The organism is Mucilaginibacter panaciglaebae (genome assembly GCF_039539265.1).
GTDB classification, from domain to species: domain Bacteria; phylum Bacteroidota; class Bacteroidia; order Sphingobacteriales; family Sphingobacteriaceae; genus Mucilaginibacter; species Mucilaginibacter panaciglaebae.
In genome coordinates, this window is record NZ_BAABCV010000001.1 from 100,446 (window position 1) to 123,365 (window position 22,920).

The 22,920-nt window shown below is 44.0% G+C and carries 16 protein-coding genes; 6 read left to right on the forward strand and 10 right to left on the reverse strand.

Annotated elements, in window-relative coordinates; all coding sequences use genetic code 11:
• Positions 1 to 6 precede the first annotated feature (6 nt).
• Genes ABD772_RS00480 through ABD772_RS00500 form a run of 5 tightly spaced genes read right to left on the reverse strand, consistent with a single transcriptional unit; the run spans position 7 to position 7,915 of the window.
• A complete protein-coding gene (locus ABD772_RS00480) occupies positions 7 to 840 on the reverse strand; it encodes a fumarylacetoacetate hydrolase family protein (RefSeq protein WP_345100228.1) in 834 nt (277 codons plus the stop codon).
• Positions 841 to 851: 11 nt separating this feature from the next.
• Positions 852 to 2,510, reverse strand: a complete 1,659-nt coding sequence (locus ABD772_RS00485; protein WP_345100230.1) for a UxaA family hydrolase — start codon at positions 2,508 to 2,510, stop codon at positions 852 to 854.
• Positions 2,511 to 2,519: 9 nt separating this feature from the next.
• The gene (locus ABD772_RS00490; protein ID WP_345100232.1) at positions 2,520 to 4,103 is read right to left on the reverse strand and encodes an aldehyde dehydrogenase (NADP(+)); all 1,584 of its coding nucleotides are present in this window, start codon (positions 4,101 to 4,103) and stop codon (positions 2,520 to 2,522) included.
• 18 nt (positions 4,104 to 4,121) lie between these two features.
• Entirely contained in the window at positions 4,122 to 6,701 is a 2,580-nt protein-coding gene (locus ABD772_RS00495; RefSeq protein WP_345100234.1) for a GH116 family glycosyl hydrolase, read from the reverse strand.
• Between the two features lie 20 nt (positions 6,702 to 6,721).
• Positions 6,722 to 7,915 carry a glycoside hydrolase family 172 protein gene (locus ABD772_RS00500; protein ID WP_345100236.1) on the reverse strand — a complete coding sequence of 398 codons (1,194 nt, stop codon included), beginning with the start codon at positions 7,913 to 7,915 and terminating at the stop codon, positions 6,722 to 6,724.
• A gap of 359 nt (positions 7,916 to 8,274) precedes the next feature.
• On the opposite strand from ABD772_RS00500, the gene ABD772_RS00505 reads away from it, so the two are divergent.
• Both ABD772_RS00505 and ABD772_RS00510 read left to right on the forward strand, forming a co-directional pair.
• Positions 8,275 to 10,479 (forward strand): GH92 family glycosyl hydrolase, encoded by a 2,205-nt coding sequence (locus tag ABD772_RS00505; RefSeq protein WP_345100238.1) that lies wholly within the window; start codon positions 8,275 to 8,277, stop codon positions 10,477 to 10,479.
• 4 nt (positions 10,480 to 10,483) lie between these two features.
• On the forward strand, positions 10,484 to 12,724 hold the full coding sequence (locus ABD772_RS00510; RefSeq protein WP_345100240.1) for a GH92 family glycosyl hydrolase: 2,241 nt from the start codon (positions 10,484 to 10,486) through the stop codon (positions 12,722 to 12,724).
• Positions 12,725 to 12,991: 267 nt separating this feature from the next.
• On the opposite strand, the gene ABD772_RS00515 is transcribed toward ABD772_RS00510, so the two are convergent.
• The 3 genes from ABD772_RS00515 to arr all read right to left on the reverse strand — a co-directional run bounded on the left by ABD772_RS00515 (position 12,992) and on the right by arr (position 15,631).
• Positions 12,992 to 13,753 carry a ThuA domain-containing protein gene (locus tag ABD772_RS00515; protein WP_345100242.1) on the reverse strand — a complete coding sequence of 254 codons (762 nt, stop codon included), beginning with the start codon at positions 13,751 to 13,753 and terminating at the stop codon, positions 12,992 to 12,994.
• 24 nt (positions 13,754 to 13,777) lie between these two features.
• A complete protein-coding gene (locus tag ABD772_RS00520) occupies positions 13,778 to 15,070 on the reverse strand; it encodes a glycoside hydrolase family 99 protein (protein WP_345100244.1) in 1,293 nt (430 codons plus the stop codon).
• Between the two features lie 135 nt (positions 15,071 to 15,205).
• The gene (gene arr, locus ABD772_RS00525; RefSeq protein ID WP_345100815.1) at positions 15,206 to 15,631 is read right to left on the reverse strand and encodes an NAD(+)--rifampin ADP-ribosyltransferase; all 426 of its coding nucleotides are present in this window, start codon (positions 15,629 to 15,631) and stop codon (positions 15,206 to 15,208) included.
• A 594-nt stretch (positions 15,632 to 16,225) separates the two neighbouring features.
• Between arr and ABD772_RS00530 the strand changes: the two genes are divergently transcribed.
• The 4 genes from ABD772_RS00530 (at position 16,226) to ABD772_RS00545 (ending at position 18,914) form a co-directional block, all read left to right on the forward strand.
• On the forward strand, positions 16,226 to 16,417 hold the full coding sequence (locus tag ABD772_RS00530) for a cold-shock protein (RefSeq protein ID WP_345100246.1): 192 nt from the start codon (positions 16,226 to 16,228) through the stop codon (positions 16,415 to 16,417).
• 71 nt (positions 16,418 to 16,488) lie between these two features.
• Positions 16,489 to 16,941 carry a cold-shock protein gene (locus ABD772_RS00535; protein ID WP_345100248.1) on the forward strand — a complete coding sequence of 151 codons (453 nt, stop codon included), beginning with the start codon at positions 16,489 to 16,491 and terminating at the stop codon, positions 16,939 to 16,941.
• A gap of 9 nt (positions 16,942 to 16,950) precedes the next feature.
• Complete coding sequence (locus ABD772_RS00540) at positions 16,951 to 18,501, forward strand: GNAT family N-acetyltransferase (protein ID WP_345100251.1); 1,551 nt, start codon at positions 16,951 to 16,953, stop codon at positions 18,499 to 18,501.
• Between the two features lie 83 nt (positions 18,502 to 18,584).
• On the forward strand, positions 18,585 to 18,914 hold the full coding sequence (locus ABD772_RS00545; protein ID WP_345100253.1) for a hypothetical protein: 330 nt from the start codon (positions 18,585 to 18,587) through the stop codon (positions 18,912 to 18,914).
• A 123-nt stretch (positions 18,915 to 19,037) separates the two neighbouring features.
• On the opposite strand, the gene ABD772_RS00550 is transcribed toward ABD772_RS00545, so the two are convergent.
• On the reverse strand, positions 19,038 to 21,917 hold the full coding sequence (locus ABD772_RS00550) for a PAS domain-containing protein (protein ID WP_345100255.1): 2,880 nt from the start codon (positions 21,915 to 21,917) through the stop codon (positions 19,038 to 19,040).
• A complete protein-coding gene (locus ABD772_RS00555; protein WP_345100257.1) occupies positions 21,910 to 22,716 on the reverse strand; it encodes an alpha/beta fold hydrolase in 807 nt (268 codons plus the stop codon). The genes ABD772_RS00550 and ABD772_RS00555 overlap by 8 nt, the downstream gene beginning before the upstream one ends.
• Between the last annotated feature and the right edge of the window lie 204 nt (positions 22,717 to 22,920).

Genomic DNA, 22,920 nt, shown 5'->3' on the forward strand with positions numbered 1-22,920 from the left:
AACTTATTAGTTATAGGCTACAATGTTAGTCAGGGTACCAATTCCCTCAATAGTGATCTCAACAACATCGCCGGGAGTCAATGTAAAATCATTGGGAGGCACCAAGCAAGTACCGGTCATCAAATAAACACCATGAACGAATGTCAGCTCTCTAAACAAGAAACCAGCCAGCTCTTCTAATGAACGTTTCATCCTTGAGAGTGGTGTTTGATCATTATAAACCGCTTCATTACTACGTTTTATAACAATGCTTATAACAGTCTCTCTGTTTATCGGCGCAGGCAATACGGCCAGGCATGGGCCAATAGCTGCGCTCTTATCATAAGTTTTCGCCTGGGGCAGATATAGGGCATTTTCGCCTTCAATACTGCGCGAGCTCATATCATTACCAACTGTGTATCCTTGAATATCGCCATTGCTATTTGCAAACAAAGTCAATTCAGGCTCCGGCACATTCCAGGTAGAATCCTTGCGGATGCTGATATGCTGACCATGGCCAACTGCACGAGCTGCTGTCGACTTAAAAAATATCTCCGGGCGCTCGGCATCATAAACCCTTTTATAAAGATCAGATCCGCCTGACGACTGCGACTCCTCTACCCTGGCGTCACGGCTTTGCAGGTAAGTTACCCCCGCAGCCCAAATTTCCTGGTTTTGTATCGGGGGTAATAAGCCATCTTGCCAGTTATCGCCGCTTACTTTAGTTGCCGATTGAGTTGCAGCTGCTAAAAAGCTATGTAAACTATCGCGGTTTACTAATTCGTCCCATTGATAATTGAGTTGATAAACCGTTTTATCATCCTGTAAAAAAATGCCTTTTGTTGTTTTGTATAATTTCATTGGTATCAATTTTAAAGAGATATACCTCTTTTCCATGGTATAAAATCGTCATGTCCCCCAGCAACAGCCTTGGCTTTTTCCTCGCCGCTGGCTATGCGAATAATATGCTCCAGAATACGTTCGCCAGCTTGGTTAATGGTCTCATCGCCGCTGATCACAGTACCTGCATCAATGTCAATGATGTCCGTCATTTTATTGTATAGCCTGGTATTGGTTGATACTTTCACTACCGGCGTGATCGGGTTACCGGTAGGCGTACCCAAACCGGTAGTAAATACAACAATAGTTGCCCCCGAACCTACTTCAGCAGTGGTAGATTCTACATCGCTACCCGGGGTGCATAACAATGTAAGGCCTGGCTTCCTAACTTTTTCAGGGTAGTCCAACACATCTGCCACCGGCGATGTACCGCCTTTTTTTGCAGCACCAGCCGATTTAATGGCATCGGTTATCAGACCATCGCGTACATTACCGGCTGAAGGGTTAGAGTCAAATCCTGAACCTAAAGCCTTAGCTCTGTCATGATAAGTGCGCATTAAATGGATAAATCTACCTGCAGTTTCATCATCAACGCAACGATCGCTCAACTCCTGTTCAACGCCGCACAGCTCAGGAAATTCTGAGAGAATAACGGAGCCACCCAGCCCCACTATGATATCGGAGGCATGACCCAGCGATGGATTAGCCGATATGCCCGAAAATCCATCAGAACCACCGCACTCTAAGCCTACACAGAGTTTGCTTAATGGAGCAGGTTTCCGGGTGTTTTTATTCGCTTCAATTAAACCTGTAAATGTTTTCTTGATAGCTTGATTCAGTAATTCGGTTTCACTGCCGATCTGTTGTTGTTCAAGCAGGTATAACGGCTTAGAGAAATTAGGATCGCGTTTATAGATCTCCTCCTTTAGCATATCTATCTGCGCGTTTTGGCAACCTAAGCTCAGCACAGTAGCTCCCGCGACGTTAGCATGGGTAATATATCCGGCAAGCAAGCCGCATAAGCCACGGGTGTCTTCTTTAATACCTGCGCAACCTAACGAATGGTTCAAAAATTTGATACCATCTACATTAGGGAATATCTTTTCATCCCTGGCTTTCAGACCGCCGCGTGTATTTAAATCAGCATCTAAAATTTCGTCCGCATTTTTTCCTTCACGATATAATTGGATCAATTGCTTTACATGATCCCGTTCCGGAGAAATATCAGTTTGGTAACCCAGTTCTTTCGCAAAAGCGTCTTGTATAACCTGGACATTGCGATTCTCACAGAATACCAGCGGTATAACGAGCCAGTAATTGGCTACTCCTACCGAACCATCGGCACGATGATAACCCACAAAAGTACGGTCTTTCCAGGCAGATAGATCAGGCATCAGCCAATCGGTTTTACGCTCGCGCAGCTCGTATTCGCCTGACGCATGTTTAATATTGTTGGTAGTCACCGGTTCGCCGATTTTTATGGGTAACACTGCCTTACCCACCAATACACCATACATCAGCACGTCATCACCGGGATTAAGATCCTGCAGCGCAAATTTATGTTTGGCAGTCACGTCACCCAATAAAGTGATCTGCCTATCTCCTGAAGATATAGTATCACCTGCCTTTAAATCGGCAAGCGCTACCTCAATGTTATCTTTGGGATGTATTTTTAAAGTTATAGTTCGCATAATAAATGTTTAAGCCAGGGTGTCCCTGGTTAATTGACCGTCGACCTTGCGCCAAATGTTTAACGGATTACTGTCCTGCAGTTCGGGAGGTAACAGTTCCTGCGGGAAATTCTGATAACAAACTGGTCTTACAAAACGATAAATTGCCTGAGAACCCACCGAAGTTGTGCGGCTATCGGTAGTAGCAGGATACGGTCCGCCGTGCTGCATAGCATGGGTAACTTCCACCCCTGTAGGCACGTTGTTAATCATTACCCGGCCTGCTTTTTCTTCCAGTATATCGAATAATTCTTTATAAGCTGATACATCGGCCTGATTAGCCCAAACGCTGTTAGTGATCTGGCCGGGAATATTTTCAGCTATTTCTAATAACTGCTGTTCATCATCAGCAACAACAAGTAAAGCTACCGGACCGAAATGTTCCTCAAACAGCGACTTTTCTTTCAAAAAATCCGCTCCTGAAACAGAAAAAGCTTCCGGAATAGCGTGGTTGGCGTTTGAAACACCTTTACCCAGTGACTTTAAGGATGGTAAAGATTCTAACCCGGTAATACTTTTACAATAGGCTCCATAAATAGCATCTGTCAGCATTAAGCCACCGTTTGCGGCTGTTAACGACTCGGCATATTGTTTCAGAAATCTGTCTGTGTCATTGCCCCTGAGCATCAAGATCACACCGGGATTAGTGCAGAACTGGCCTACGCCTAAAATATTCGATGCAACCAAAGACCTGGCCAATCCTTCCGGATCGTCTTTCAACTTGCCCGGCAATAAAAACACCGGATTTACACTACCCATTTCGGCATAAACCGGGATAGGCTCTTCGCGTTTAACTCCCGAGTCAAATAGTGCTCTGCCCCCACGCAATGAACCCGTAAAGCCAACTGCCTTAATCAATGGATGATTTACCAAAGCCTGGCCGCCTTCTGTAGTTTTGCCTTGCAGTAAAGAGAAAACGCCATCAGGCATACCTGTTTTCTTTGCAGCTTCGGCAATGCACTTACCTACAAGCTCTGAAGTTACCGGATGTCCAAAGTGCGCTTTGTAAACTACCGGGCAGCCCGCAGCTAAGGCAGATATCGTATCGCCACCGGCAACTGAGAACGCAAAGGGGAAGTTACTTGCGCCAAATACCGCAACCGGGCCTAAAGGCCGTTGCATTTGGCAAATATGAGGCTTTGGTAAAGGTTGACGATCAGGCATGGCCTTGTCAATGATGGCATTTACCCAAGAGCCTTCGTTTAATAAGTTAGCGAAAAGATTGATCTGATTAATGGTTCTGTCTATCTCGCCGTTCAAACGTGGTTGCGGCAGATGTGTTTCCTGCATCGCTATATTAACCAGCGTCTCACGAATGCCGTTAATCTCGGCTGCAATGGTTTCTAAAAATTCAACTTTGTCGGCAGCGGGTAACAGCTTGTAAGTTCTAAAAGCAGCGTTTGCTTTTTTAGCAGCTTCGTCAACATTAGCGGCCGTCGCTTCGCCAAAAAGGTATGGACCTGAATGATCCTCCATAGCTATTGAACTTTTAAATGTATCCGATTTACTGTCAGCAGTTGAATATCCAATAATTTGTTTTCCTGTAATTTTCATAAGTAGCATTTGTGGATATTATCCCAATTTTTTAGTCACACCCGAAACGATCACTTTATTAACCGGTATCTCACCATATACTACATCCAGATGCGGGATGCCTGCTTTTAAGGTCACCGTACCAAAACCGGTAGCGGTTGATAGAAAACTGGTAAAATCGCCGATTCGTGAGTCGATATGCAGGTCTTTGTCTATAGCGTCATAACGTACACCGGTAAGCCCTTCTATCATACCATAGCTTGACATAGCGCGGGCATACCAATGGCCGCATTCATATTCGTTAAACGGATTACGCACTTCGCCGTTATATCTGTCCCGGCAGGCACGAACAATGTCGAGTCCTTTTTGAACTTCGCCCATCAACATCAGGTGCGAGGCTACCTGGTACTCAATACCTGTCCATACTTCGTTACTATAAACAAATGGCAATGAAAGCATACCACCTTTTGGCCATGAACACAACAACAAACCACCTTCATCGCCAATGGCATAGGTAGGGCGTTGCGGGTTTGAATGTTCATGCAGGTTAGTTTTAAAGTTATAACGGTGTACAGCGCTTAAATGATTTCGGGTTTTAGTTTTATCCAATGGATCTCCCAAACCACACATTCTTGATAACCATCCCCCCATCACACCATCAGATAATACACCTGTACCATACTGGTATTTCGGGCCTTCTTTTTCCAATACCGCTCTGGCCTCTGGCGTATAACCTGTAGCAAATGACTGTACTTTTGTCGGATCAGGTGCCTGTAGCTCTTTCCATTCTATTTTTTGTTGAAAATACTCACCGTTATAGAGCTCGCTTTCCATGTATTTTTTGCCCTTAACATATAGTGTCTCATAGCGGGTTACGTCTTTACCCAAATGCTTGCCCATGGTGATAAGCGAGTTTAGCGCACCCAGGTAAAAACTGGTAGCAAAGCCTGTCGGCCCCCAAAACTCAATATCATAAGTATTATGATGCGGTTCCTGAATAACGCCATTACCTTTCGGATCCCAGGTTTTAATACAATAATCAAGGCTGGTCTGTACCTTCGGATAGATTGATCTCAGCCATTCCGTATCGCCGCTAATCCGCCATTCGCGATGCACTTTCATGATCCCCCCCAATTGCCCGTCGGACGCGGCGTGAAAGTTATGTACCACGCGTGTTATCGGCAAATTAGAGCGAAACATCTGGTGGCCTTCTGCATTCTGGCTCTCATTAAACTCTGTATCGCGCAGGCTACGCTCTAAAGTAGGGAATAGATGTGACACAGCTTGCGCATAGTTCCATACGTGGGTGCATGAACCATGACAACTGCCCCAGGTATCTCCTGTACCCTCCCAGCACCAAAAGCGGCCGTCGTACTGTCTCAATACGGTGGTCGATTTTAGAATAGTAAGGTTAGCCGCTATCGCCTCTGTAACCTCGGGCGGCAGCGTGCTTTTGTAAAATGTGTCGGTAAACAGCTTCGTTTTTTTACGAAGATCAGCATAATTGCTTGTCCAGAAATCGGCCACTTCTTCAATATTTTTGAACTTACTGCTATACCAGGGTTTATGATATTTTAAAAGAGGATCGGCCTCAACTTTTGCTTTATCAGCCGGGTCAACCTCGCCCATACGCAACTTGGTATTTGGCACATACCACGCCATCATCAGACGGATAGTCTTCTCCTGACCCGGTTTTAGGGTGAATGGCACAAAAAGTGACGCTCCAGGCGCGCCGGCATCTACCGCCGGATTGCTTTTTATCTCATGATTTTGAATACCTTTCCAGGCCATCGTCAAACCATCAAACCAGCCACCCCTAAACCAGCAATGATCTACAACTGTAGTCGCATCATCGGTATAAATGGCAAAATCGCCTTGTTTCTGCGGATCTTCCTTAGTGCCATCAGCCGAAAGCACAAAGCCATTTTTTATAGCTTTTACCTCGTTTTTGGTACCCGGCTGCTCCATAAAGTTGCGGCTATTGTAGGAGAAAATACAATCATGTGATTTAGCGCTGGTATTTTTGAAATGATATTCCAGCCCACCCACCGGCAAACTTGCACTATCGGCATCTGTAGGAATGAACGGACTCCAGCCTTTTATGTCGACATGCAGAGGAATATCTTTATCAAACAAGGTAATATCAGCAAACGGAAAACGGGCAGCAAACTCCGCCGATTCAAAACGCGCCAGCCCCCAGGTAGCACCACCAGTACCACCTAAGCCTGCATCGCGATTACCAAATTTTTTCCAGGTTGGAACCTTTGCCTCTAACACTTTGGCGCCATTGGGTACACCTTTTATGCTGATGGCCGCAAACATGGCGGGTTCATTGAATACGTCCGGATTATTACGCACCGACATGTGCGATAACGCACCAGTACCTTCCAGGCAAAACATACCAGCTCCGATGCCTCCTATTGGAAAGGCAACACGATTTAAATACTGACCGCTATAAGGCGCATTGTATTTACGTTTACCCGGTACGACAGCGGCTGAAGTATTTTCATCTGCCGATATTCTCTCAGCAGCTTTCAAGCGGCCAACCGGCAAAATTGCAGCCATCCCCCCTACACCTAAATTCCTGAGGAACCCGCGGCGACCTGATCCGTTCTTCATATCAGATTAATTTCAGTTAATTAGTTGATCTCTAACTCGTCTTTTGATGGTAGTTTTGGATAAGTTCCATTCGGACCTTGTTGATACCAAAACGCTACAGAGATAATATCAGAATGTTGCGCTAAATATCTTCCGCCAGATTTCCAGCCCAGATCCTGAATAGTAACTTTTAGATCTTTATCAAAACGGATAGGATCCTGGATATGCCATCTGTATAAACCAAAGCGCTGTCTGATCGAATAGTGACCATCGCCCCTTATAACTTGTGGTAAACCGGTATAAGCTGTCGAGAATTCGGTGTATGCCACGTCTTCACCTCCCGCTGCGTTACGCTTACGGGTATCAAAATCATATGATCCACAGAAATAGTCTTCAGTACCTGTACCTACTATGGTTGCAAATTTTGAGTCGCCATCCAAGTAAAATTTGATCTCGCCTTCGCCCCACCAGCCATTATTATTTACATCAACACCCATGTAAACACCTACATACTGGCCTTTACCTTTAACACCATCTACAATGGTGTAAACTGAATGATCATTAGGGGTTGATTTTCTGAATTGCGCGTGGAAATAAGCTTCATTATCGGCAACTTTTGTTAAAGTATAATCTACCTGGTAATAAAGGCTCATAGCGCGATCATCCATGTTTTCCATAGTGATACGGCATTTTTTGCGGAAAGGCATTTTCCAGTAGCAGTTAAATGCGCTACCCGGATTCACTGTAACCGGCAATGAGTTAATAGGTGCATAAGCATTCCATCCCATACCAAAGAACGCACCTACCGGAGCTTCGATTGAAGGGGTGGTTTCATCATCCCAATAAACGCGAAGGATAGATAAGCGCCAATTACCGGTTGGAGTCATCCAGATATGCTGTATGGCGCCCGGGCCTTCCATTTCGGCTATGGTGATAGTTTCTCCGGGATTAATAATGATGTAAGGATTAACTTTCCAACCCTGACCTAATTCGCGCGCAGCATTTGAAGCATTTGCCACGTTACGTTTGCCTTTATCTTTTACCGGATCGGCCATGCCGCCCTTACCTTTTTCGCCTGTAAAATTCTCAGGGCTTATAGAGCGCGATTGCGCATCGGATACTTTTGACAAATTGCTCAGATTCATATCTAAGCCATTAAATTTTTCGCCTTGCTGGGCATGGCAGTTAAATGCTACCGCAACGGCAGCCAGGATAAAAAGTAACTTTTTCATCATTAAATAAGGATTATAATATTGGTTTATAATGTTAGTACAAAGAAAGAACAATGACCGATAGAAAACTCTCATTAAATAGCCAATTTCAATACAATATTGGCATTTTAATTTATAAATTCTAAAAATTACCTACAAATAGTATTACAACCTGCTATATAAAAGACAACATAATACTGTTAGTTAAGCTACGGGATTATTAAATTTTAATTACATTTAAATATCCCCGATTAAAACTATCAATTTTAAGTTGTATATACAAGATAAAATAATTTCTCTATATTTATCGCGGACTTAGCCTTTGATAAAGTCCGTTGGGCTATAAAGCTTTTTACCAATTATCCTAAAATACAATTTACCAGATGAAAAACTTTAAAGTAGTTTTTGCCTGTTTATTATTGCTATGTACCGATGCAATAGCGCAGCAAAAAAAATCTAACCTGAGCTATATTGACCCGTCAATTGGAGGTGTCGGCTTAATATTAGAGCCCACCCGCCCTACTATACAACTACCCAATCAGTTGATCAGAGTTTTTCCGGTACGGAAAGACGCTTTAGACGACCAAATATCATACTTTCCATTGACCATTGCATCGCATCGCGTAGTTTCTCTATTTAGCTTTATGCCGATTAGCGGCGCTAATACAAATACACTCTGGAATAAGAAACAGGTGTATAACTATGAGGTACTAACCCCCTACTATTATAAATCAGAATTGAGTGATGAAGGAAACCTGCTGGAATTCACGCCATCAGAAAAAAGCGGCTTTTTCAAAATCGCTTTTAAAAACAATACAGACAATTATTTGCGACTGGGTATTCTGAATGAGGACGGTCAAATTACTTTGGCTGACAAGCGCACACTTACAGGCACCGAAGTTTTCCATGGGATGAAGGCCTATTTTTATGCTGAGGCCAATGGTGACCTGTCTGAAACGGTTAATAAAACAAAAAATGTACTCATAAAAGCGCCAAAGAATATCAGTTTTAAATACGCTATCTCCTACATTAGCGTTGAACAAGCTAAGGAGAACTTACATGCCGAAATACCCGGTTGGGACTTTAATAAAGTAAAGGCTACCGCTTATAACGCGTGGAACAAAGTAATGTCGCAAATAAATGTTGAAGGCGGTACCCTGGCACAAAAACGTGTTTTCTACACCTCACTTTACCGCTGCTATGAGCGGATGGTTGACATTAATGAGCATGGAAAATATTACAGCGCTTATGACCATGCCGTGCATCAAAGTAATAAGCCTTTCTTTATAGATAATTGGATCTGGGACACTTACATTGCGCTCGGCCCGCTGCATATGATACTTGATCCGGCTAAAGAGCAGGATAAGATCAATTCCTACATCACCATGTATCAGCAAAGTGATTGGATGCCGTCTTTTGCATTAATTTTTGGCGACTGGCCGGCTATGACCGGCAATCACGCTGCGTCGTGGATGGCAGATGCCTGGTTTAAGGGGCTGCGTAATTTTGATTTAAAGAGCGCATACGCAGGTTTGCGCAAAAATTCGCTTGAAGCCACGCTCCTGCCCTGGAACAATGGCCCGGCAACTGTACTTGATTCTTTTTATAATAAACATGGCTACATGCCCGGCTTACACTATGGCGAACCGGAGACTGTACCACAGGTAGAGAAAGTTTGGGAAAAACGCCAGGCTGTTTCTGTGACCTTAGAAAACAGTTACAGCGATTGGAATATTAGTCGCCTGGCTGCCGAGTTGAATAAACCCGCCGACGAGAAACTTTTTATGGCCAGATCAAAAAACTATCAGAACGTCTTCAGGAAAGACAAAGGTTTTATGTGGGCCAAGGATAAAGATGGCAAATGGATAGATATGGACCCGAAGTCTGCCGGTCGTGAGTTCTTTACGGAGAACAATGCCTACACCTACAACTGGGTGGTTAAGCACGACTTTAAAGGTTTGTTTAACCTGATGGGCGGTACCAAGCAAGCTGAGGCTAAACTGGATCAACTGTTTCGTGAAGACTTGGGCACTGCTAAATTCATCTTCTGGAAAACCCAGCCTGACGCTTCCGGCCTGGTGGGCCAATTTGTAATGGGTAATGAACCAAGCTTCCATATCCCTTATTTATATAACTACATGGGGGCACCATGGAAAACGCAGAAACGCATTCGCATGCTTTTGAATACCTGGTATACGGATAACCTGTTTGGCATTCCCGGCGATGAGGACGGCGGCGGCATGACCTCATTTGTAGTATTTTCGATGATGGGATTTTTCCCGGTAACTGCAGGCATCCCAGTTTATAATATTGGCAGCCCGGTGTTTACAAAGGTGACTATTAACTTACCTAATGGCAAAGTATTTACTATTAATGCAGCGGGCAGTTCGGCAGACAATAAGTATATCCAAAGCGCTACGCTGAATGGTATAACTTTGAACAAACCCTGGTTTACGCATACCGACCTGGTTAACGGCGCCACTATCAACTTTAAAATGGGTGATCGCCCCAATAAAAGCTGGGGCGCTGCTCCGGATGATGCTCCACCAAGCAATGGCAATGACCTTTACTTAAACAATAAATGGTAAGGCCATGAGGAAGCACTTATTTATAGCATCTGCCATTTTATTAGCATCGATAAGCGTCATCGCGCAGCAAAAGAAAATAACTGCATTATCCCCGTTAGACTATGTCGACCCCGCCATTGGCGGCTCGGGCATTGTATTGCAGCCAACAAGACAAACTGTGCATCTGCCAAATTCTATGCTGCGGACGTTCCCGATGAAACAGGATCAATTGGACGACCAGATCACCTTCTTTCCGCTCTGCGTGGTATCGCATCGCACCGAGTACGCTTTTTCCTTTTTGCCCTTAAAAGGTAAGGCTGATGATAGTTTTTGGGGCAAGCGTTTTACCATCGCCACAGAAAAGTCAACACCTTATTATTACCAGGCTGACGAAGAAGATAACGGAATTACAGTAGCGTTTACCCCCTCAGCTAAAAGCGGCTTCTTTCAAACCGACTTTCAGGACGGCGATAATAGTTACCTGCGGATAGGTTTAAATGGCGCCTCGGGTATAGTTGAGCAACAGGGTAAACGCGTGATAACCGGAACTGAAGAAATATCAGGCCTTAAGGTTTATTTTTATGCGGAGACCGATCAGGATATCAGCAAAACCATCTATCAAAATGATAAAGAGAAAAAGCACTTGCTGGCAAAGTTTGAAAGTAAAGTGGTCAAGTTCAAATACGCTATTTCATACATCAGCGTTGAGCATGCTAAATTTAATCTTTATACGGAGATCCCGAATTGGAATTTTAATACCATAAGAGATAAGGCGAAAGCTGTCTGGAACCAAAAGTTAAGTCAGATTAGCGTGCAAGGTGGCACCCCGGCAAAAAAACGAACCTTTTATACTGCATTGTACCGCACTTACGAGCGAATGGTTGACATTAATGAATATGGTGAGTATTACAGTGCTTATGACCATCAGGTACATCAAAGCAAAGAACCATTTTTTGTTGATAACTGGATTTGGGACATGTACATAGCCGACGAGCCTCTGCATACCATTCTCGACCCCGAAAAGGAAACGCAAAAGATCAATTCCTACATCACTATGTATAAGCAAAGCGGCTGGATGCCGGCCTTTGCGCTGGCCACCGGTGATTGGCCGGCCATGACCGGTAACCACGCAGCTTCTTGGATGGCAGATGCCTGGAATAAAGGATTGCGTTTTGACGTAAAAACTGCTTACGAAGGCTTAAAGAAGAACTCATTACAGGGCACCTTGCTTCCGTGGCGAAACGGCCCGGCGATGGCTATCGACTCATTTTATAATACGCATGGCTATCTGTACTCAACACACCCCGAAGAACGTGGCAGTAAAGACGGCGTTGATATGGACAAATGGTGGGAAGGCCGCGGCAATGAGGGTGTTTCAATCACTTTGGAATGGAGTATTTGCGACTGGGAGATTGCTCAACTGGCCGCGCCTGCAGGCTACCCGCAGGATAAGGCTTTGTTTTTAAAACGTGCCGGTAATTATGCTAATGTTTATAACGAAAAGGAAGGCTTTGTGTGGCCCAAAGATAAACAGGGCAACTGGATTTATCCGTACAATACCAAATTGTTGGGGCGCGAATATGTCACCGAAAACAACTCATACACCTATAACTGGACGCCAAAACATGATTTAAAAGGCTTGTTTGAAAAAATGGGCGGCCGTGCAAAAGCGGAAGCTAAACTGGATCAATTGTTTAGAGAAGACCTGGGTTTGCCTAAGTTCCTTTTTTGGTTAAACCAGCCGGATGCTTCGGGATTAGTTGGGCAATTTGTGATGGGTAACGAGCCCAGTTATCATATCCCCTACCTGTACAATTACCTGGGCGCTCCATGGAAAACCCAGAAACGCATCCGCATGCTGATGGATACCTGGTATCCGGATAATGTATTTGGCATTCCAGGCGATGAAGACGGCGGCGGCACTACTGCATTCGTAGTTTTATCGATGATGGGATTTTTCCCGGTTACGCCGGGTATCCCTATTTATAACATCGGCAGCCCAAGCTTTAGCCAGGTGAGTATTAAATTGCCGTCGGGTAAGGTATTTACTATCAAAGCGATTAACAATTCTAAAACCAACGTTTATATTCAAAAAGCCACCTTAAACGGCAAGATGCTGAATAAGCCGTGGTTTACACACAAAGACCTGATCAACGGTGGTACGCTGGTTTTGCAAATGGGCGATCGCCCAAATAAAGCGTGGGGTACTAAAGTTGAGGATTCGCCGCCGTCGGCTATTAATGCTGATCCTGGTAAATATGAATAGGGCAGATACCCAATGTTTTGCATTTTATGTAATACAGTCGGCTGCCGGTGATCCACGGATGAATGTGTATCACCTGGATCATTTGGATCATTTCAAAAATTTAACTATTTGAAAATAAATTAGTTAATGATTTTTGCTCTAAAATTTGGATCACTTTGGATCAGGTTTTATGACTTATAAGTCATTTTCTGGATCACTTTTCTGCAACGGATTGCGCTCTACCGCATATCATATAAAGGCAGGTTGAAAACAACCTGCCTTTATAACTTACTTATTAATCTTTTTCACCCCCATGGCATATTGAATGCCGCCAAGTATGTGTTTCAAATAAAGCGGATCTGCATATGATTCGTCAGTATGGCCCAGCTCGGTATAGAATGCACGGCCGCCGTCATAGTTATGATACCAGGCCATTGGGTGGTCGCCCATCTGCAAGCCAGGTTGCTGGTAGCTGCTTTCGTCGATCTTTAAAATCACATGCAGGTCGGTCGCCATATCTTTAAAGGAATACCATTCGTCTTTTCGTTTCCATTCTTTAGGTAAAAAACTGGTGGCAACGGTATTAGGATCAACCACCTGTATCACGGCTTCTTGCTGAGCCGGGTGCCCCTTAAAATAAGCGCCGGACATTTTACCATACCATGGCCAGTCATAACAGCAATCCGTAGCTGCATGAATGCCCATATAGCCGCCACCTTGTTCCATATATTTCATTAAGGCCGCTTTTTGATCCCCGGTAAACAGCTGATTGCTCATGCCTGTCGTACTCAAAAACACAATGGCCGAATATTGCTTCAGATTATCTAATGTAAACTTCGCAGCGTCAGTCGTGGTATCTACATCAAAGTTATTTTCGTCACCTAATTTAATGATCGCCGTGTTACCCACAGCTATAGACGAGTGGTGAAAACCCCTGGTTTTGCTAAACACTAAAATCTTTGGTTTAGGTTTGGCTAATGCTATACCGGCATTAAACAAAATACAGACAGCCAGCAGGCCAATAACATTCAAAGCACTTTTAAAATTCATTTTTAAGTTCATAATCTATTGGTTTTATTTGGTGTCAAACTGAGGGGTTTTGAAAACCAGGGGCTTTTCTTTGCGCAATATTTTCGCGGCCTCGCCGGTTAACTTCAAGTACAAATCGGATGGTTTGCCATCAAGGTTTACAAACGACGTTTGGGAACCCGGCGCTGTCACCGGCGGATTATCCGTTACCTTAAATATAGCAGTTCCTTCGTTAATTTCATCAAACATTGCTACATAGAGCATCTGCGCACCGGCTTTCATAGCTGTCGACAGCATCTGCCAGTAAAAACGGCCGCCCTCGCGCGGGATAGAGCCTACAGGTTTAATATCATCCGGAAACTCGCGACGGCTCAGGTTGTGCCAGCTAAAACCCGGATAAACACAAGGTACATATTCGATGTTATTTTCGCGGCACCATTTGATGTCGTCAATCACATCGTCACGATACCTATCCATGTCATTATGCAATAAAGGCGAATAACGCTGTACACTCCAGGGTAATACCATATCACATTGTTTTATAATATCATGCAGGTATGGATCAGGCAGGCAGTCGGCGCGCAATGTACGCCATGAATTCGGCACACCCAGCATCACCGCACAACCACCATAAACCGGATCATTTTTCAAAAAATCGATTAATCGCCCTAAACCTATATTTCGGATATTATAAGGCCGGTCAGGAAAACCGACGCCCCATATAGCTACTACGGGCTTACCATTTTCATGCAGGTATGTTTTGGCGCCGTCCTGATTGGTTACTTTCAGCTCATCTACCAGATATTTCCAGTCCTCAATAATAGTAGAACAGTCTTCGCCAGATGCGGATAATCCCGAAAGATCGTACATAACAGCTACAGCACGTTTATATTTAGAGGCGGCCTCGAAAGCATTCCTGATTACCACCGTGCCGTTAGGTGTATGATTTGCTTTTTTAGCATTGTTGAAAAAGCGCTGAATAAATACTCCATCTACACCGTACTGCTGCATCCATTTAAAATGTAAATCAACAGTACTTTTATCTGCCGAACTAAAAAATTTGGCGGTTTGACCATTGGCTAATTTAAATGGCGTGTCGTAGGTCTTTTCATAATCCGTCACATCAGGCCACATATCAATGCCCGAGCTATTTTCGTTACCGTATACATAGCTGCGCTGGTTACTGCCATCGCCGGCAGCCCTGAACCAGCCCTGATAACCCGCCATAATCAGTCCTTTATATGAAGGGTACAATGTCGATTTGCTGTGTTTGTTCTGCGCGTACGCACATAGAGTAACCAGTGCTAAAAAGCACGCCATTAACAGTTTATATCTCATTTTTGGTTTATTGGTAATCGATTGCACAAATCAAAGCAATAAAACGCATACTTGCTAATAAATTACAAAAAAGGATGCATAGTGAGTTTGGGGCATTACGAGGTGAGTACCTTCACTTCCTGCGTTATTCGTTTTCTAATTAATGATCTTTCCCTTATTAACGGCTAATCTTACACGCCACCGTTGTAATTGTTCGGGTGTTTGTCTTAACCACTCTGTCACTTCACCAATAATCTTTAAGGGCTCCTGAGTTCGATAGGATCGGGTTGGATTGCCCGGAAACTTCTTGTCCGTAACGTTCGGATCGTTTTCAAAGCTTCCAGTCGGTTCAACTATATAAACACGTTCACGTCCATCGCCCCTGGCTAACTCAGCGGCAAGTCCGGCTCCGTTAACCAGGGCAGTGAAATAAATATGGTTCATGACGAGCTCTGCCTTGTAATTAGAAATGCGCCCGGCAGTTAACAAATCGCCAACCTGCAGATCTGCTTTTGTACCGTGATAAAAGGGGCCTTTGTCTGCCGGCAGGCCTGAGAACGAAATAGCCAGATCATGACTTATTTTGGCGTTGTCAGTGTCGCCCAGTTTTTCATAGCATTGGGCAATATTTGAATACAGAGCATGAAAGGCTCCCTTTACCGCATCATTGTTAACTTGCAAAGCAAACTGCAAAGCTGTTTGATACCAATTTAATTTATGAGACAGATCCTTTTGATGCCGCGCCACATAATAGGCTGCAATAAATTTTTCAAAGTCATTTGTTGCCTGGTTCCAGGCTTGAAGAAAAACGCCGGCTGCTTCTTCAGGTTTGCCTTGTTGCTCCATGCCCATGCCTTGCATGCAAAGCTGAATAACAATATTGTTTGGGTTAAACTCCATGCCTATTTCGCCGATAAAAGTTGCTTTTTTTCAAAAATAGTTACCGAGACCGGTAAAAAATCAGCATTTGAAGTATATTTTTTTTTGCGCACTATGGTACTAATTTGTACGTTATTAGCAGAACCACCCGAGCCTGGAGCATGCGGGTTGAACTAACGAAGCCGCTTAAGTACCCGAGCCCCCTGCTGATTTAAATAAATATTAAATATTTTTACTGGAGGGAAAAATATATCAATATTAATGCCTACCTTGCAGACTTATTAATAACAATATATAATGCAACAAGGAACAGTAAAATTTTTTAATGAGACAAAAGGTTTCGGATTTATCACACCAGACAATGGTGGTGGCGAGATCTTTGTTCATTCAACCGGTCTGATCGACAACATTCGCGAGAACAGCGTTGTTAATTATGACGTGGAAGAAGGCCGTAAAGGACCAAATGCAGTAAACGTAAAATTAGCTTAATACACTATATTACCATTGTGAAGCATTCTCCTACCCGGAGGATGCTTTTTTTGTTACACTTAAAATAAAATATGGGTAGATCCACCGAAACATTTAGTAAAAAAGAGCGCGAAAAGAAAAAGCTCAAAAAACAACAGGATAAAAAGGAAAGGTCTGTGGACCGCAAAACGAATGCTGTTAAAGGACAAAGTTTAGACCAGATGATGGCCTATGTAGACGCAAACGGTAACATTACCTCAGTGCCACAGGAGCCCGGTAACCGGAAAAAAGTACTGGCACAAGACATACAGATTGGCACACCGAAACAAGAAGAGGTGGAAGTTGAAATCATAAGAAAGGGCACGGTAACCTTTTTTAATGAATCCAAGGGTTTCGGTTTTATCAAAGACATGCAGACCCAGGAAAGTATTTTTGTCCATATTAATGCGGTTACTTTCGCCATCAAAGAGAACGACAAAGTCACCTTCGAAGTAGAGCCTGGCCAAAAAGGTCCGGTAGCTGTCAAAGTCGCAAAAGCCAATTAATTATTAAACATGGAAAAACACCTCAAAAACGAAGATCTTAAAATCGAACTACGTACGCTGACCAAAGACGATTACCTGGGCTTAAAATCGTCCATGATGGAAGCTTACTCCGAATGGGAAGGTGCATCTTTTTGGGGCGAAAGCCATATCAATAAATTAGTGGAACTATTTCCAGAAGGTCAGATCTGCATACTGGTCAATGGCGCCATAGCGGGCTGCGCACTTTCATTGATCGTGAATTATGATCAGTTTGGCGATAATCACACTTACGCACAGATCACCGGGAATTATAGCTTTTCAACCCATGACGAAAAGGGAGACGTATTGTATGGCATTGATTTCTTCGTACATCCCGAATACCGGGGTATGCGGATAGGCAGAAGGCTATATGATGCGCGTAAAGAGATCTGTGAGCGGCACAACCTGCGGGCGATCATCGCCGGTGGGCGTATCCCTAAATATAAAGACTATGCAGATCAATTGACACCAAAAGCCTATCTGGAAAAGGTGAAAGGTAAGGAAATACACGATCCTACGTTGTCCTTTCAACTCGCCAATGATTTCCACGTCCGCAAGATATTAAAAGGCTATTTACCCGGCGATACACAATCGCTCGAATACGCATCGCTGCTGGAATGGAACAATATCTACTACAACGAGGAAACTGCCCACATCAACTCCAAAAAATCAATTATTCGGTTAGGCCTTGTACAATGGCAAATGCGGCCTTTTCCCAGTATGGAATCACTATGTGAGCAAATTGAATTCTTTGTAGATGTTATCAGCGATTACCAAAGTGACTTTGTGCTGTTCCCGGAGCTGTTCAATGCCCCGCTGATGACCGCCTATAATCACATGGGGGGGGCCCAGGCCATGCGGGAGATCGCCAATTTCACAGTACCGCTGCGCGATAAATTCATGGAATATGCGATGAGTTACAATATCAATATTATTACCGGCAGTATGCCTTACCTTGAAAACGGGGTGCTGCAAAATGTCGGTTACCTCTGCCGCCGGGACGGTTCTTATGAAATGTACAGGAAGGTGCATTTAACGCCAGCCGAACAAAGTGCCTGGGGCATGGTGGGCGGCGACCAGATCGCGACCTATGATACGGACTGCGGAAAGATCGGCATTTTGATCTGTTATGATGTGGAATTCCCTGAACTGCCGCGCCTGTTGGCAGAGCAGGGTATGCAGATCCTATTCGTGCCATTTATGACCGATACCCAAAACGGTTATACCCGCGTAAGAAGCTGCGCCCAGGCACGTGCAATTGAAAATGAGTGCTATGTGGCTATTGCGGGCAGCGTAGGCAATCTGCCCAAAGTACACAACATGGATATCCAATATGCGCAGTCGGCGGTCTTTACCCCTTCTGATTTTTCCTTTCCAAGCAACGGCATCAAGGCCGAGGCAACGCCAAACGCGGAAACTACACTCATTGCCGATGTGGACGTGGATCTGCTCAAGGAACTGCATAATTTCGGGGCGGTCAGAAACCTGAAGGATCGAAGACTGGATATCTACAAGATCATCAACAAAAGTAAAAAACACTGATCAAGATACCGCACAGCAAAGGTAAGATCCACTACGATTACCGGGTTAGTAAAAGAACATAGTTAAACATCAAAAAAATAATAATGAATAACGATAAACAAACAGCCAAATACAAAGCCAGCGAATATATTTATGACCTGGGTAACACCGCTCTGGAAAACGGATTTAAATCTGACGAACATTGGGAAGTACAAATGGCTACCGCTGACGAAAAAAAAGCGTTCGAGAAACAGTATTATCCTACCGTATCCACAAGCGTGTTGCCTGAACTGCTAAGTGCTACTTTTACCTTGGTGAAGGCGCAACTGAACCAGGTGATCAAGGAGCGGGTAGCAACGCCGTTAGACCGTTTCGCACCGGAGCCGGTATACCAATACCTGGTGGCTTTTAATGTTAACAGGGTCAGGCGTTAATGCAACATTTTCGGCTTGCAAACGGAAGGGCCATGCCTTTTATTTCCGTTTGCCGCTGAGAGCCGAGAACCATTGTTAGCCATTTTTCTCAGGTCTATAAATATCCAAAAGAAACATTCGCTTTCAGTTCTCTACAGGCAGCGCAAAATAAAAAGTACTGCCTTTACCAAAATCACTTTCCACCCAGATCTTGCCGTTATGCTGCTTAATAATTTCAGCACTAACATACAAGCCGATGCCAAACCCGGCTATATGGAGGGTTTCAGAGGATTCTACCCTGTAGTAACGATCAAATATCTTTTCCAGGTCTTCTTGCTGTATACCCATCCCTTCATCCCTTACGCTTACAGATACTAAACCATCGAGCAATACGCAAGAGACATTGATGTTAGTACCTTTAGGAGAGTATTTCACGGCGTTGCCGAGGAAATTTGACAAAACAGCCCCGATCTTGTCACGATCGGCAAAAACATTTATCCGTGGGCAGGAATCAACCCGGATCTTATGATCGCTGGTGGTGAGTTGCACTTCATCGATCATTTCCTGGATAAGTTCATCCATGGTAAAAGTTTTCTTATCAATTTGCATTTTACCGGATTCCAACCTGGAAATATTCAGGAAGCCGTTGATCATTGCAGTCATTCGTTTTACCTGGATGGTGGCTTTGGACATAGCGCCCGCCAGAAAAGGGTCTTCAGAATTTCTTAATTTCAGGTTGGCTACTTGTATGATCGCGGTTAAGGATGTCAGTGGCGTTTTGAGCTCATGGCTGGCCATGCCGATAAATCCATCTTTTTGACGTTGCACCTGCTTTCCTACTTCCAACTCTTTTTCTAACTGGTCTTTGATAACCTTTAGTTCTTTTTCGCTTTGTTCGATCTTTTGCCGGGCAATAACCTGTTCAGTTACATCAATGGTTATAGCAATGATGCCGACGATGCTACCCTCCGAATTTCTGAATGGTTCATAAACAAAATTTTGATATACTACTTCCTGTTTACCGTTACGTAAGAGCGTGACAGGCATTTCGTTGGTTGTAAAGGCAACACCGGTTTGATAAACATCCGCCATGACCTGTTCCAGTCCCTGATGGCGAGCGTCTGGCAAAGCTTCAAATATCGGGCGGTTCAACACCTTAGCAACCGGTTTACCCCACAATTCAACCATCAGTTTATTTGCTACCTTAATGGTATGTTCGGGCCCTATCAATATGCACATGGCTACGGGGGCCTGCAGGATCATGTCATTGAGGTTCTTTTCGTTCCGCTCAACCGTCAGCTTGGCTATATTTAAATCGGTTACGTCGGCAGCCGTGTTCATTACCCCATAAACCTGGCCGTTGGTGTCGAACAAAGGGGTAAAGCTGTAGTTAAAGTAATAGGTTTGATATTTGTCGTCAACCCAAAGATCAACCCTTTGGTTGCGGGCGTGAAATGGTTCGCCGGTATTGTACACCCGGTCCAACTGAGAAAATATTTCCTGGTGGCTCAATTCGGGTAATAACTCTTTATAAGAATTGCCCACCACATCGTTACCTTTTCCCCACACATCAATGATGGTTTGATTTGCGAGCATGATCCGCATTTCGGGACCGACATATACGCCTATCGGAAAAGGGGCGCTTTCTACCAAACTTTTCAGCCGGTTCTCGCTTTGTTCAAAGTTGGCGATCATTTGCTGCAGGCTTACCTGCGTCTCCGTCAACTCCTCATTCGTTGTAGCCAGTTCTTCATTAATTGAGGCTAGTTCTTCGTTCAGTGCCTGTTGTCCGTTGTAACTATTCTCCAGTTCCTCGCGTGCTTTCACCTGAGCTGTAACATCAGCTGCAGCAACAATGATTCCTGAAACGCTTCCTTCTGCATCAAAAATAGGGTCATAATAAAAACTAACGTATTTCGATATAACTTCCCCATGAATGTTCAAGCGTAATAATTCTTCCTCCTGGCCGTAAGGCTCGCCGGTTTCCATCGCTTTCCGCAACAACGCCGGAAATGGTTGGTCATGCAGCTCAGGAAGAATATCCAATAGCTTACGGTCATTTATTTCCTTGAGTGACTTGTTCCATAAAGTTGCAATCTGCTGATTGGCAATTTCAACGATGAAATCAGGCCCTCGCAGGATCATGAGCGCATAATGTGCACTCATTACTAATGTACGCAAGCTTTGTTCTTTTTGCTGGATGTGTTCGCGGGCGAGCACCATTTCTGTCACCTCGATTACGAAGACCAATATGCCATCTACCTGATCATTTTCGTTGATACGTGCCCGGTAAATAAAATTAAAGTAACGATCTTCAATCGGCCCGTCCGCAGTTCGTCTGAGGGGGACCAACAACTCTTTTCCTTCAAACGGATTTCCTGTATCATAAACATTCATCAGAATACCCCAGATCTCCTGCCCCTCAATTTCCGGCAAAGCTTCAAGAAGGGCTTTGCCCAACAATTTCCGGCCGGGAAACAATTGCTGATACAAGGGGTTAACCAACTCAAAAGTCAAGGACGGGCCATCAAGAATACATACACCTGCAGGCATTTGCATAAAAAACCCAGCTAATCGTTGCTTTTCGTTTTCCGCTCGTCTACGTGCATTCAATAGTTCCTGCTCGTAGCGCTTACGGTCCGTGTTGTCTGTAAGAATGCCGTTAATGGCTAACACCTGCCCGGATTCGTCTTTAATGGCGATTGCTCCAAACAGTACATGAAAGAGGTGGCCGCTTTTAGTCTGTAATTCATAAGCCAGCTCTTTAGCGCCGCCACTGACACCCAGTAAGGGCCTGAAAAACATCTCATAGTGGATTTGGCCGCCTTTAGACAGCAGGTCGCCAAACTTTTTTTGGCCTACAACTTCTTCGGCCGCATAGCCCAGCCATTTCAGCAGCGTATCGTTGATTTTAATGATAGTGCCGTCAACCGTAAAGGTGATGTAACCACATGGCGCCTGATGATACAGGCGCTCAGAATTCATGGCTTCAGCTATAAATTTGCTATTTAATTCATCAGCCATTAGTACCTCTCAAATAGGTTTTGATGGCTTTTATGGTTTGTTCAGGTTCGCTGATATGTGGACAATGCCCTGTGGCTTCAAGCAGCACCAACTGGTTATGAGGCGTATGCTCCTGAACAAATTCTCCCACACTAACCGGTGCTATCACATCATCATTACATTGTAGCGTAAGGCTTTCAATCTCTAGTTTGGACAGGTCCTCGCGATTATCTGAGAAAAAAGTAACTCTTGCAAATTCTTTCGCCACCTCAGGATCTGTTGAGCAAAAACTATTGGTTAGAAATTCTCCTAATTCGGGGCGGTCTGAATTACCCATAATTACCGGAGCCATAGTGCTTGACCATCCCAGATAATTGCTATCCATAAATTCAAATAGGCTTTCCAGGTCTGCACGTTCGAAACCGCCTGTGTAATCTTGATCGTTCAAATAACGGGGTGACGGCCCGATAAAGATAAGTTTCTTGAAATATTGAGGTTCTTTGATTGCGGCAAGCATCCCGATCATTGAGCTAACAGAATGACCTACAAAGATAACCTCCCGTAAAGATAATGCCTCACAGACATCGAGTATATCCTGTGCATAACCATCGAGCTCGCCATATTTTGCGGAACTATACTGCGTAAGATCGGATTCACCCGAGCCTACATAATCAAACAGCACAACCCGGTAATCATCAGTAAAAGCGTCAACAACAAATTGCCATGACCTTTGATCGCAGCCAAAGCCATGTGCAAATAACATAACCTCATCGCCCGTTCCGATGACATTGACATTATTTCGTTTAAGAATTGAATTCATAAAGTATCAGGTAAAAAATAAAGGCAATCGCAAAATGCCGACATTAATACAATCAAAATCAGTAATTGTTTTCCATTGCTATGATCTAAAATGTGTTGTTTCCAGTTTAAATAACAACACAAATACCTGAAAACCAACATGCTATGTAATTTATGACCAAAATCTAAATATAAATCCGTTTAGTTTTTGTTCACATAAGCGAGA

Coding starts and splice junctions, on each gene's coding strand:
- ABD772_RS00480 (WP_345100228.1), bottom strand. CDS start 840: ATGAAATTATACAAAACAACAAAAGGCATTTTTTTACAGGATGATAAA.
- ABD772_RS00535 (WP_345100248.1), top strand. CDS start 16,489: ATGGGTAGATCCACCGAAACATTTAGTAAAAAAGAGCGCGAAAAGAAA.
- ABD772_RS00500 (WP_345100236.1), bottom strand. CDS start 7,915: ATGATGAAAAAGTTACTTTTTATCCTGGCTGCCGTTGCGGTAGCATTT.
- ABD772_RS00545 (WP_345100253.1), top strand. CDS start 18,585: ATGAATAACGATAAACAAACAGCCAAATACAAAGCCAGCGAATATATT.
- ABD772_RS00510 (WP_345100240.1), top strand. CDS start 10,484: ATGAGGAAGCACTTATTTATAGCATCTGCCATTTTATTAGCATCGATA.
- ABD772_RS00495 (WP_345100234.1), bottom strand. CDS start 6,701: ATGAAGAACGGATCAGGTCGCCGCGGGTTCCTCAGGAATTTAGGTGTA.
- ABD772_RS00540 (WP_345100251.1), top strand. CDS start 16,951: ATGGAAAAACACCTCAAAAACGAAGATCTTAAAATCGAACTACGTACG.
- ABD772_RS00520 (WP_345100244.1), bottom strand. CDS start 15,070: ATGAGATATAAACTGTTAATGGCGTGCTTTTTAGCACTGGTTACTCTA.
- ABD772_RS00515 (WP_345100242.1), bottom strand. CDS start 13,753: ATGAATTTTAAAAGTGCTTTGAATGTTATTGGCCTGCTGGCTGTCTGT.
- ABD772_RS00550 (WP_345100255.1), bottom strand. CDS start 21,917: ATGGCTGATGAATTAAATAGCAAATTTATAGCTGAAGCCATGAATTCT.
- ABD772_RS00490 (WP_345100232.1), bottom strand. CDS start 4,103: ATGAAAATTACAGGAAAACAAATTATTGGATATTCAACTGCTGACAGT.
- ABD772_RS00530 (WP_345100246.1), top strand. CDS start 16,226: ATGCAACAAGGAACAGTAAAATTTTTTAATGAGACAAAAGGTTTCGGA.
- ABD772_RS00485 (WP_345100230.1), bottom strand. CDS start 2,510: ATGCGAACTATAACTTTAAAAATACATCCCAAAGATAACATTGAGGTA.
- ABD772_RS00505 (WP_345100238.1), top strand. CDS start 8,275: ATGAAAAACTTTAAAGTAGTTTTTGCCTGTTTATTATTGCTATGTACC.
- ABD772_RS00555 (WP_345100257.1), bottom strand. CDS start 22,716: ATGAATTCAATTCTTAAACGAAATAATGTCAATGTCATCGGAACGGGC.